This window comes from Paenibacillus sp. TC-CSREp1, from assembly GCF_050171015.1.
GTDB lineage: Bacteria > Bacillota > Bacilli > Paenibacillales > Paenibacillaceae > Paenibacillus > Paenibacillus silvae.
The window spans coordinates 273,814-286,581 of record NZ_JBNOKM010000004.1 but is presented as its reverse complement, the minus strand read 5'-3'; the positions used below and the strand labels follow the sequence as shown (position 1 = coordinate 286,581).

The 12,768-nt window shown below is 45.7% G+C and carries 9 protein-coding genes; 8 read left to right on the top strand and 1 reads right to left on the bottom strand.

Annotated features, from left to right (window positions below; all coding sequences use genetic code 11):
- The first annotated feature begins 9 nt into the window (after positions 1–9).
- From licT to ACQSGY_RS07835, 7 genes are all read left to right on the top strand, one after another.
- On the top strand, positions 10–849 hold the full coding sequence (gene licT, locus ACQSGY_RS07865; protein WP_145401911.1) for a BglG family transcription antiterminator LicT: 840 nt from the start codon (positions 10–12) through the stop codon (positions 847–849).
- 146 nt (positions 850–995) lie between these two features.
- Positions 996–2,861 (top strand): beta-glucoside-specific PTS transporter subunit IIABC, encoded by a 1,866-nt coding sequence (locus tag ACQSGY_RS07860; RefSeq protein ID WP_427051430.1) that lies wholly within the window; start codon positions 996–998, stop codon positions 2,859–2,861.
- A 24-nt stretch (positions 2,862–2,885) separates the two neighbouring features.
- Positions 2,886–4,340, top strand: a complete 1,455-nt coding sequence (locus ACQSGY_RS07855) for a glycoside hydrolase family 1 protein (protein WP_427051429.1) — start codon at positions 2,886–2,888, stop codon at positions 4,338–4,340.
- A 521-nt stretch (positions 4,341–4,861) separates the two neighbouring features.
- The gene (locus tag ACQSGY_RS07850; RefSeq protein WP_427051427.1) at positions 4,862–6,271 is read left to right on the top strand and encodes an amino acid permease; all 1,410 of its coding nucleotides are present in this window, start codon (positions 4,862–4,864) and stop codon (positions 6,269–6,271) included.
- Positions 6,272–6,470: 199 nt separating this feature from the next.
- On the top strand, positions 6,471–7,562 hold the full coding sequence (locus tag ACQSGY_RS07845; RefSeq protein WP_427051425.1) for a hypothetical protein: 1,092 nt from the start codon (positions 6,471–6,473) through the stop codon (positions 7,560–7,562).
- A gap of 34 nt (positions 7,563–7,596) precedes the next feature.
- The gene (locus ACQSGY_RS07840; RefSeq protein WP_248064813.1) at positions 7,597–8,523 is read left to right on the top strand and encodes a tyrosine-type recombinase/integrase; all 927 of its coding nucleotides are present in this window, start codon (positions 7,597–7,599) and stop codon (positions 8,521–8,523) included.
- A gap of 195 nt (positions 8,524–8,718) precedes the next feature.
- Entirely contained in the window at positions 8,719–9,855 is a 1,137-nt protein-coding gene (locus ACQSGY_RS07835) for a chromate transporter (RefSeq protein WP_427051512.1), read from the top strand.
- Between the two features lie 239 nt (positions 9,856–10,094).
- Here ACQSGY_RS07835 and ACQSGY_RS07830 read toward each other — a convergent pair whose 3' ends face one another.
- Positions 10,095–11,024, bottom strand: a complete 930-nt coding sequence (locus tag ACQSGY_RS07830) for an L-lactate dehydrogenase (RefSeq protein ID WP_111273308.1) — start codon at positions 11,022–11,024, stop codon at positions 10,095–10,097.
- Between the two features lie 342 nt (positions 11,025–11,366).
- On the opposite strand from ACQSGY_RS07830, the gene ACQSGY_RS07825 reads away from it, so the two are divergent.
- On the top strand, positions 11,367–12,647 hold the full coding sequence (locus ACQSGY_RS07825; RefSeq protein ID WP_427051422.1) for a WD40/YVTN/BNR-like repeat-containing protein: 1,281 nt from the start codon (positions 11,367–11,369) through the stop codon (positions 12,645–12,647).
- Positions 12,648–12,768 lie beyond the last annotated feature (121 nt).

Here is a 12,768-nt window from a genome sequence, read left to right as displayed (position 1 = left end):
GAGATTCCGATGAAGATCACACGAATTATTAACAATAACGTCGTCTGTGCGGTTAATGATAGGCGCCAGGAGATGATGCTTTTAGGCAGTGGCATTGGCTTTCAGAAGAAAAAGGGAGACGATGTGGACACCGTTAAAATTGAAAAGGAATTTTTTCTGAAGTCCAAAAACGTATCAGGCAAATTATATGCCCTGCTGGCGCAAATCCCAATGGAATATATTCGTGTGTCGGACAGCATTATTCAATACGCCAAGCAGTCCTTAAACAAGGAACTCAATGAAAATATATACCTGACGCTAACCGATCATATTAATTTTGCCGTGGCACGTTATAAGCAGGGCATGAACTTCAATAATGCTTTGTTGTCTGAAATTAAAGCGTTTTACTCCAATGAATTCCGTGTAGCTATGAAAGCTCGGGATATGATTAACGAGGAATTTAATATCACATTGCCCGAAGATGAGGCCGGATTCATTGCACTTCATATTGTTAATGCAGAGCTGGGATCTGAAATGGAAGAAACCATGAAGATTACGCAGTTTATTCATAAAGTCTTGAATATTATTCGATATCAGTTTAATATTCATTTTAATGAAAGCTCGCTTCATTATTCCAGACTTGTTACTCATTTGAAATTTTTCGCCTATCGCTTGTTTAATAATACGGTTGTGAAAAGTGGAGATAGTGATTTTCTTCATATCATTAAAGAGAAGTATTCGCAAGAATATCAATGCAGTCTCCGCATTGCACAGCTGATTCGAGTAGACTATGGAAAAGAGTTAACCGAAGATGAGTTGGTATATTTAACAGTTCATATCAAAAGGGTTATTGATGAAGAGAAGGATTGATTCATCAGCCCACTATAATGACTATACTAGGATTGTTACTGGTGAGGCAGGCAAGACCTAGAGTTCCATCGTGTATAGAGCTTATCTATATTCGATAGAATTCTAGGTCTTTTTTTATACCAAAAATATTTAAGGGGGAGCAGTACATGAAACATGAAAGCACAGCCGCCGAGATTTTAAAACTGGTCGGTGGAGAAAAAAACGTAGACAGTGTAACGCATTGTGCTACGAGACTGCGATTTAATCTGAAGGACGAGAAAGTCGCGAATGATGAAGCGTTAAAAAATGTACAAGGTGTTGTGGGTGTTGCCAGCAGCGGTGGGCAGTATCAGGTTATTATCGGTAACGAGGTAAATAATGTATATAAAGCGTTGACACAGCTGGGGAACTTCGCAAAAGATAATGATGCTCCGTCTGTGAAAAAAGGGAAACTAACTACGCTTCTGGACACCATCTCCGGAATCTTTACACCCATTCTGCCAGCCATGATTGGTTGTGCGATGATCAAAGCCGTTCTTCTAATTTTAAAAACGTTTGATCTCGTTGATCTGGACGGACAATTCAATACGATTATGACCTTTATCGGTGATGCGGCGTATTACTTCTTGCCGATGCTGCTTGCCTGGAGTGCGGCCGTTAAGCTGAAAGCTAATGTGGGCTTTGCATTAACCATTTCTGGTGTTCTGTTGCATCCCACCTTTGCAGCTTTGATGACTGCTGGTAAGCCCGTTTCGTTTTTAGGGCTGCCTGTCACTCCGGCGACGTACACTTCGTCGGTTATCCCGATTATTTTAGCGGTATGGATCTTGTCGTATGTGGAACGCTTTGCCGAGAAATATTCTCCATCGGTTATTAAATCCATTCTTAAACCATTAATCGTGATTCTTGTGATGGCTCCACTTACGCTGATTGTACTCGGACCGATCGGTGCAATTGCGGGTAACTACCTTGCGTCAGCTGTTTCATTTGTCAATACACATGCAGGATGGTTAGTGTCCGGTATTATCGGCGGCGCATTCCCATTCCTGATTATGACGGGTATGCATTATAGTTTGGGACCTGTTGTGCTCACGGCCTATGCACAGACAAAGACGGATAGCATTGTTGGTCCAGGTATGCTTGTACACAATATATCTCAAGGTGCAGCTGCTCTGGCAGTCGCTTTACGAACTAAAAATAAAGCTTTTAAACAGGTCGCCTATTCTACCAGTGTAACTGCACTGCTCGGAATTACCGAGCCCGCTTTGTTTGGTGTCAATTTACGTTTGAAAAAACCACTGATTGCTGTTGTCATTGGTGGGATTGTAGCGGGTATATATGTCGGATTGTTCGGTGTAGCTCGATCGGCTTTAGGTATTGCAGGTATAGCTACGCTGCCAGCATTTATCACGGATCATCCATGGAACCTGGTTCATGCGGCAATTGGTTGTGTGATTGCATTTGTAGTTACATTCATCATGACTCTGATCCTGGGATTTGAAGATGTACCTGAGGATGGAAAGAATCAAAATACACAAGAAAAGTCTTCTTCAACGAATCGTGTGACGGTTGCCGACGTTTCGGAACACGTTCTTACTGCACCGTTAACAGGGAAAGTTTTAGAGTTATCCACGATAAAAGATGAAGCTTTTGCATCGGGGGCGATGGGAAAAGGAGTTGCCATTAAACCCGAGGTTGGAAAACTCGTTGCTCCTGCTGATGGAATTGTATCTGCTGTATTTCCTACCTCTCACGCAATTGGAATCAGCACGAATCATGGTGCGGAGCTTCTCGTTCATATTGGCATGAATACGGTGAAGCTGAAAGGAGAGCATTTCAAGGTTCATGTCCAGGAAGGAAATACCGTGAAAGCTGGAGATTTACTCATTGAATTCGATACGGATGCGATCGCGTCGAAGGGCTTTGATCTGACTACACCGATTATTGTAACGAATTCGGATGATTTTCTAGATGTAATCAGTATGGACAAAGCTTCGATTACGATTGGTGAAAGACTGATCAAGATTATTTAAAGATTAATTAAGGAGGAATGGTTCATGAATAATATTAAGGGTTTCCCGGATTCATTTATGTGGGGTGGTGCAACAGCGGCGAATCAATATGAGGGTGCCTGGAACCTTGATGGTAAAAAGGCAAGTACAGCTGATATGATGACAGGCGGAACCCATACGGTTCCCCGTCGCATTACCATAACGACTGAAGAGGGAGTTCATTATCCTTCTCATGAAGCGGTAGATGGTTACCATCATTACAAGGAAGATATCCGTTTGTTTGCAGAGATGGGTTTCCGAAGCTTTCGGATGTCTATCGCATGGTCCAGAATTTTCCCTAACGGAGACGATGCAACCCCGAATGAAGCGGGGCTTCAATTCTACGACAATGTATTTAATGAGTTGAAAAAGTATAATATTGAACCGATTGTTACCATCTCCCATTATGAAGCACCATTTGCTTTAACGGAGAAATTCAACGCCTGGGCTTCCAGAGAGATGATCGATTGTTACGTTCGGTATTGCGAAGCTATTTTCAATCGTTATAAAGATGTAGTGAAGTATTGGATTACATTTAACGAGATCAATAGCCTGATTGTTCCAGCAGGTGCCTATCTGGCAGGAGCACTTCTGGTTGATAAAAAAGGCGGCGTCTTTAACAATACAGCAGTAGACAGCACCCAGTTAAGATTTCAAGCGCTGCACCATCAATTCGTGGCGAGTGCCAAAGCTGTCAAGCTTGCACATGAGATCAATCCGGACTTCAAGCTTGGCTGTATGATCAATTATAGTCATGGCTACGGAAGCACGTGCAGACCGGAAGATATGTTACAAGCGCTAAGAATGGATCAAATCAACAATATGATGAGCAGTGACGTACAAGTTAGAGGAGAATATCCTGACTTTGCCAAAAGGTATTTTGAAGAGAAAAATATTCACATTCAAATGGCCGATGACGATGAGGAGATTTTAAAACAAGGTTGTGTTGATTTCTATAGCTTCAGCTACTACAAATCTCATGTGGTGGGTACCCGACCAGAGGGCGATGAGACCCAAGGCAACGTTTTTGGCGGATTCAAAAATCCGTATTTGAAGGCAACGGACTGGGGCTGGCAGATTGATCCGGTTGGACTCCGGTATATTTTGAACCACGTATACGATCGGTATCGCATCCCGATGATGGTTGTAGAGAATGGTCTTGGAGCGGTAGATGTCGTTGAAGAGGATGGTACCATTAACGATACGTACCGAATTGAGTTTTTGCGCGCTCATATCGAACAAATGAGAGAAGCTGTCCGTGACGGCGTTAACTTAATCGGTTATACGGCTTGGGGCTGTATTGATATTGTAAGTGCATCTACTGGCGAGATGGCAAAGCGCTACGGATTCATTTATGTAGATAAGGATAACGAGGGTAAAGGCACACTGAAGAGAAGTAAAAAGAACAGCTTCTATTGGTATAAAAAGGTGATTGAGTCCAATGGAGAAGATCTGAGCTAGGAATAAATAATAACCGATGGAATGAAGCCGCTAATTTTAGCGGCTTTTTTTATATTCAAGCAACTGTAAATCAACCATTGCAGATAGTAAGCTGGATGGACGTGTGGTCGTCAGACGAATTTTGGCGCGAAGTGACAGCGGAAAAAGACGAAAAAGTCCTCCATTTCCGTAAGTGCAGATAACAACAGGTAAAGAAACGTTCATCCATTCGAAAGTCCCTTAAAAAACTGCGCATAATATAAATTATACGCAGTTTTCTTTTAAATCCATTTTCATAATATAGGATAGGCAACATATCATGATATTTTTCGTGAAAATAGGCCAAATTAAACCATGTTTCAAAATAAATTTAATCATTCAACGCGATAACGTGTAGAATTCGATAGGTTTTTATAGATGACCGATAAGATAGAACAAATGAGTTTTTCGTAGAACAGATGAGATGAAACCATACCATGCTCCATCGTTATTATGCGATAACACATCACACATTCCAGATTCATCATGAAAGGAACATGCTTATGGGCACAAATGAAAAATTCAGCTTATTATTCCGTAAAAAACCGATTGCCAGTGAAGGCAACGAGGGCGGTGCATTGAGGAGGGCCCTTGGACCTCTGGATTTGACAACGCTTGGAGTTGGAGCCATCATTGGCACAGGAATCTTTGTGCTGACAGGTGTGGCGGCAGCCAAGTACACCGGACCCGGGCTGGTGTTATCCTTCCTGCTGGCTGGTATCATCTGTGCGTTTGCCGCCTTGTGTTATTCTGAATTTGCTTCTACAATTCCGGCATCGGGTAGTGCATATACGTACAGCTATACTGCATTTGGTGAAGTGATTGCGTGGATTTTGGGGTGGGACCTGATTCTGGAGTATGGTTTTGCCAGTGCGGCGGTAGCAAGTGGCTGGTCGGGATATTTTCAAACGTTATTGTCCGGGTTCGGACTGGAGCTGCCTCATGCTTTAACTAGTGCATTTAATCCGGAGAAGGGCACATATTTTGACATTACTGCGGCTGTAATTACTCTGATTATTACGTTTCTGCTCACTCGCGGCGTAAAGGAAGCCGCACGTGCAAACGGGATTATGGTAGGCATTAAAATTATTGTGGTGCTGATCTTCATTGGTGTCGGTGTGTTTTACGTGCAGCCAGCGAACTGGCATCCTTTCCTGCCATTTGGCTTTTCGGGGGTGACGGCTGGTGCCGCTACCGTATTTTTTGCTTATATTGGCTTTGACGCAGTTTCCACAGCAGCGGAAGAGGTGAAACGCCCACAACGGGATCTGCCGATCGGTATTATTGCCTCGCTTGCTGTGTGCACGATCCTGTATATCGTGGTGTCTCTTATCCTCACGGGTATTGTGCCGTTTAGCATGTTAAATGTAAGTGATCCGGTAGCCTTTGCTTTTGAATTTGTGAACTTGAATGGTTTGTCCTGGATCGTATCTCTTGGTGCAATTACAGGCATTACGACTGTATTGCTCGTCATGATGTATGGTCAGACACGTTTGCTCTACTCGATGTCTCGTGATGGTCTGTTATCTCCCGTATTCTCTAAAGTTAGCGGCAAAAGCCAGACTCCGGCGGTCGGAAGCTGGCTGGCAGGTATTATCGTAGCCTTGTTTTCCGGGTTTATCTCTCTCGGACATTTGGCTGAGCTCACGAATATCGGAACGTTATTTGCTTTTGCTGTCGTGAGTCTGGGCATTATCGTGCTGCGGAGAAATAACCCGGATCTCAAACGCGGCTTCCGGGTTCCGTTCGTACCGTTCATTCCCATTCTGAGCGCGATCGGTTGTGTATATTTGATGACCCGCCTTGCAGCATTAACCTGGATTACGTTTTTTGGCTGGCTGATTATCGGATTAATGATTTATTTTGCCTATGGACGTCACCATAGTCATCTGAATCCGCTTAGAAGAAAGTAATTTCTCGATAGTCCATTATAGCTACTACTGTAGTAGGTACTACTGTAAAATGTAATCTGCCCAATCCCTGTTTACTTTCGTTGGACGAAGGTGAGCGGGGATTTTGTGTTCTGGATTGGGATTGGGGTTGCGGCTGAGCCAAATATGAAATATATTTGGTGGGTATGATCTGCCACCAGAAGAGGAGAGGGGTTACTTTATGAATATACCATTACATAACGATATAGATGAGCACTCATCCCATTTTGCATTTGCACTCTCGGATTCATCCGTTCTCACCGAGGCGAAGCTAATCATATCACATGGGGATCAAGCAGATGAAGTGTCACTGGATATCGATCCGCAGGCACATCTCGAAGATGGACGCAAGGTATCTGTCATTGCACAGCTATTTCAAAATCCGCTGCAGCGTGAGGAGGCAAGCGTTCTCTATGGACCTGAGCTGTCCTATGTACAATATTCAGTCTCTCTAACAGGCAATAGCAGCATAAGCATGGCGTCTATTCAGGGTGTAAACTACCCGATTACACTTGATCTGGGACCTTATAAAGCAGGGGATTATGAAGTTCGCATTGCGCTGCACCGAAAAACACCTCGAATCGCTGAAGGTCCGTTAGAACCCGAGCAGCTGGCGATGGTGAAATACGCACAAGTGAATACGGTACATATCATGCTCTTTCCAGCAGAAGTTTCACAATTTGCTTCTTCATCTCCCGTGATATGGACACGAAATCATCATGTGTTTGATTCCTATGGCAGAAGAGGTTTTATTCTTGCTGATCTGGAACGACTCCCTGGACGAGTAGAAGAGATCTTCGGGCCAGGCAATCATAATTTATTGGAACATTTTACAGAAGGACGGCTCGATTCATTGCTGGAAGAAGGACTTATGGCTATTGTATGGGGGATTACGCCATGGTGTTATTCGCTATACTCTCCACCAAACGAGCAGGCAGCTCAAGCGCTTGCGTGGGACAAGTTAGGAGAAGAGCCTGCAAGACAAGGGATATATTACATCGATCCCGAAGTACAGCGTTTAAGTATTATTCCAGCGAATGAACTGGCATTCTGGGCAGACTGTATTCGCAAAGAGTGGCCTGTCGTGGAGGTTTCGGGAGAAGGAGAGACACTTCATCTGGATCTGTATGTGCAGATTGCCGAATCGGTGAATGGGCTGCATGAAAATCCGATTCCAACCTTTATACTCACTCGCAGTGAAGGCAAACCGGACATGATCATGCTTATGGCGAATGTCGTGATTGTGGAAGAGATTGATTTTCCAATGGCTTAAAGGTGCAGGAAATATCGATGGAGGTGACAAGCAGATGATGAACGACGAGATTCAGGAGCAGTACGCTGACGAACTGGAGGCATTTCATATCTGGATGAAGGATGCCGGTTATACTGGCCATACGGTTAAATCATATACAGGTGATGTGGTGGAATTCCTCATTTCCATTCAAGGCAAATCGCTGGAGCAAGTGAAAAAGCTGCATGTGCTTTCGTATCTGTCCCGTGCACGGGAGCGTGGCGTGAGTGATGCTACCCGGAATCGTAAACATGCGGCAGTCAACTGCTTTTACAAGTCCCTCATCGAATTGGAAGTATTGACGAATAATCCGGCAGCGGGCATCAAAAAGTCCAAAACCGAGAAAAATCGGGCTCCCGTTTTCCTGGATGAAGGCGGATTGACTCGTTTTCTGGCTTCTGTAGAGGGCAAGTACCGTACACGTAATTTGGCAGTTTTTTTGCTAATGGGTTATATGGGGCTGCGGGTTGGCGAGGTGCATGCGCTGAACTGCAAAGACTACAATCCGGAGCGGCGTACGCTCGATGTATTTGGTAAGGGACGAAAATGGCGTTCCATCCCTGTGCCCGAAACTGTGGCAGACGTGTTAACCCAGGCTCTTCAGGAACGGCTGAAGCCGTGGCGCGGCGAGAAGGAGGAGGCTCTGTTTATTTCGCAGAAAGGAAAACGTCTGTCCATTCGCAGTATTCAGCTGATCTCCACAGAAACCTTTGAACGCTTCCAGCAGGAAGCGCCGGCTCACGAGCGACAGGGCTACTCCAGCCATAAGCTACGTCACTCGTTTGCGACGATGATGCTTCGGCGCGGGGCTGATTTGCGAACGGTACAGGAGCTGCTGGGACATGCTTCGATCCAGACAACAACGGTCTACACCCATGTCACCAGCCGGGAAAAAGAAGAGGCGATGGCTCTGCTTGAAGTACAGCTTCCGGCAGTGAAATGAAAAGAGAGCACATAAAGTCAGCGACACAACAGCAGCATATCTATCTGCCAGGAGAGATGAACGAGCATGAATGAAAGAAAGCAGGCTGCAACTGTTCAAGATCGCGATGAACTTTCAACTCAATCTGAACTTCAACCTCAAGCTCAACCTCGACATGTTCAACCAAACGGACTGCTGGCTGTGTGGGAAGTGCTGATGGTTGCAACAAAATTAGGACTGACTTCATTCGGAGGCCCTACAGCACACTTGGGTTATTTTCACAACGAATATGTACGCAAACGAAAATGGATAGACGAGCACAGCTACGCTGATCTGGTTGGACTGTGTCAATTTCTTCCCGGGCCGGCGAGCAGCCAGGTGGGCATTGGTATTGGTGTCATGCGTGCCAGGCTCCTGGGTGGATTAGCGGCCTGGATTGGCTTCACTCTTCCATCGGTGCTTGTTTTAATCGCATTTGCCTTACTGTTAAAAGGGGTTGATGTGAGCCACGCTGGCTGGATCAGCGGACTGAAAATGGTAGCTGTAGTGATTGTAGCTCACGCTATTCTGGGCATGGCCCAGAAGCTTACGCCAGATAAAGAGCGAATTACACTGGCCGTGCTTATCGCTGCCGCGGCGTTAGTGTGGACGGTGCCCTACAGCCAGGTCATGCTGATTGCGCTTGCAGGTGTAGCTGGATGGAGCATGTACCGAAAATCACCTGTTATTCCCGCTGCAACGATGAAAATTCCTATACGCCGCAGCTTTGCCGTAGGCTGCTTGGCCATGTTTGCAGGCTTGCTCGTTGTGTTACCCGTCCTTCGCCAGACCTTTAACGTAGAGTGGATCGCTCTGTTTGATTCCATGTATCGTGCAGGCTCGATGGTATTTGGCGGGGGACATGTCGTGCTTCCACTGCTGGAGCAGGAACTCGTGCCTCACGGCTTCGTGAGCAAAGATGACTTCCTTGCGGGTTATGGTGCAACGCAAGCGGTACCGGGTCCGTTATTTACCTTTTCTGCCTACCTCGGTGCTATTTCAATGGGTGGAGGAGGGGCGATCATCGCCACAATTGCGATATTTTTACCCGCATTTTTGCTGATTATCGGTGCATTGCCCTTCTGGAGTGCGCTGCGCAGTAACTCTCACATGCAGGGTGCGCTTGCTGGGGTTAATGCAGGTGTCGTAGGTATTCTGCTTGCTGCACTCTATCAGCCTTTATGGACAACCGCTGTGCTGTCATCCGTGGACTTTGCGCTGGCATGCATTTTATTTGTGCTGCTTACCTTCTGGAAATGCCCGCCTTGGGCCATTGTTTTACTGGGAATCGTTGGAGGCATGATCGTGCATTGAAAGAATAGTGAACTTTTTGAAATAAAGCAATAGAGTTTCCGTCATTATTATTATGTAAACCATTATCACAACGCTACAAAGATCAATTTTCAAGTGCAATTGATAAAAGTAATATTAAACGTCAGCCTTTTGTTAAATCATGCGATACCATTGCTGGATATTCAAAAAAGATCATGCAAAACTCTACTGCGGAGTGTTTACATGATCTTTTTTTTCAATTCGTAAGGATGAACGCAAACTTATTCCAGTCCGGCAATTTGTTCCTTCAATTTGTTTGCAGAAGCCTGGAAGGCTGTTTTCTCTGTCTCATTTAATGGAAGCGGTAAAATTTCACGTACACCATGACGATCTACGACACAAGGCACACCCAGATACACATCGGAAACACCGTTGTAATCTTCAAGCAGTGTGGATACGTTCAGAACGGAGCCTTCATTGCCCAGAATTGCAGCTACAATCCGGTCGAGAGCCAGAGCGATAGCATAGGAAGTGGCTCCTTTTGCATTAATAATCTCGTAAGCTGCGTTTTTGGTGCTGTTAAAAATCTCTTGCTGGGTTTCTTCGTCAAGTTCCAGGTCTGTTCCCGCAACATTGGCGAGACTCCAGACAGGAACTTCGGAATCGCCGTGTTCACCGATAATATGAGCATGAATGCTGCGTGGATCAATGCCTTTATTTTTTCCAATAAGATAACGGAACCGTGCGCTGTCCAGCAGTGTACCAGAGCCGATCACACGGGAAGCCGGCCAGCCGCTTTGTTTCCAGGACGTATAGGATAAGATATCGACAGGGTTGGTCGCAATCAGCAAAATTCCGTGAGAGTTGACCTCCGTGATCCGGTCGATGATATCTTTGAAAATGCTTGCATTTTTTTTCAGCAGGTCAATTCGGGTTTCACCTGGTTTCTGAGAAGCACCCGCGGTAATGATGATGATGTCGGCATCTTTGCAGTCTGAATAGTCGCCAGCCCATACCTTAACCCCTCCGGTAAACGGCAGGCCGTGGTTCATATCCAGCATTTCGCCGGTAGCTTTATCATGATTCACATCCACGAATACGAGCTCGGACGAGCGTTGTCTGAGCATCAGCGTGTATCCCGTTGTTGTTCCTACTGCACCCATACCGATAATAACGACACGGCTAGGTTTCAATGCTGCATTGGTTGTCATGTTCTTATCCTCTCCTTTTAGGGTATACTACCATCCATATTAAGGGATTCAGTCGGATAAAGCGAGTTTTGTCTATAACTTTTTTCACATGATTTGGCAGTTGGTAAAAATAAATTCAAAGATCCAGTGAAAATAACCGTGTTAAATGAAGATAAGCTAATTACTTCGAGTAGAAGACAAAAATCAGCAAGGTCATACACGAATCGGCAGGTGCTAAGTTGGTGTGAGCCTTTATGTCGAGGTTTGTGGTAGAATAGGAGCAGTGGATTCTGATGAATCGTAAATACAACGCCATCAGAGAGGCATGCGCGCCCGTCTGGTGGATAGAGAGGTGGAACCCACTTGCATTGGCAATGGAAAAAAATAGCGCAGACAGCTTTGCTGTCTATAGGAATGATCATTGTGCTGGCTGGCTGCACCAAAACGGAACAGCCGCCTGCAGCGGAACCCCCAGATCAGCTGGAAGACGGTGGCAACATCGGTCAGACCCTTACCGTTGTACCCCCCACCAACAATAATGCTGAAGCGGCGGAGATGGCCAAATATCAAATTCAGACTCGCCTGACCGACTTTCAGTTAATTAATGATAACGGCGGCTTGGCCTGGGGTGTCACGCGTAATGCGCTCAGGCTGTATTACACTCAGGATCAGGGAAAAACATGGACAAACATATCGCCGTCTGAGAATGTGCAATTTCCGGCGAATCCGAAGTATGGTGAAAGTATTTATTTTGTAGATCGTATGCATGGCTGGATTGTTCGAGAGGGGATGGGGGGCACAGATACGATTGTGCTTCGAACGAATAACGGTGGCGTAACCTGGAGTCTTTCTTCCTTGTCCAAGACGGATAAAGTAACGGCCATATCCTTTGTCTCTCCTGAGAAGGGCTGGGTGCTGACCACGGTAGATACCGGGATTGGCAAACAGGATAAAATGCTGTACTTTACTCATAACGGAGGCACAACGTGGGAACGGATGAATTCGAGCGACGAGAAGGACAAAACGACCACCGGGGAAATCTCGAGACGCGGGTATACGACCGGTATGACGTTCTCCGATGCCAAGCATGGCTTCTTGAGCGCGATTGAGTTTGGCACACCGAAGCTGTATGTTACTTCAGATGGCGGAGAGCAGTGGAGGACCGTTTCCTCCTTCTTTGATCGAAGTAAATTCAGCGGCTGTGGCAACTTCAATCTTAGCGCACCCCAGTTCTTCGGTCGTGAAGCGAAGTCGGCCTGGATGGCGATGTCCTGTGCTCGAGGGGAAAGCACGACATTCAGCGGTTTCTTCACATCTGATGGTGGAGCAAGCTGGAAGCTGTATTCTTTCAGTCTGGGCAAGCAGACAGGTATAAATCGCAATCTTCCTCCTGTATTTCTAAGTCCTACCGAAGGCTGGGCGATGCTGAAGGGCATCATGTACCACACCGTGGACACAGGAAAAACGTGGAAGGCATATCCCGAGAGCAGCGTGCTGAAGAAAATTTTCGAAGACTACCCTGAAATCGTGAAGCTGCAGATGGCCTCGCCCAAGCTGGGCTGGATTCTGGTAGAGAATACAGATGCGAAGCGCTCGCTGCTGCTACAAACGGTAGATGGGGGAGAGCATTGGAAGGTGCTGTAACCCTAAGCTGGCCAGTGGTAAAGTGGTTAAACAAGCACATGAAACGAAGAATGAGAAGCGAAGGATGGGGAGAATCTCAAAAGAGATTTTCCCTTTATTTTTAATTTATTTTTTCGCTACA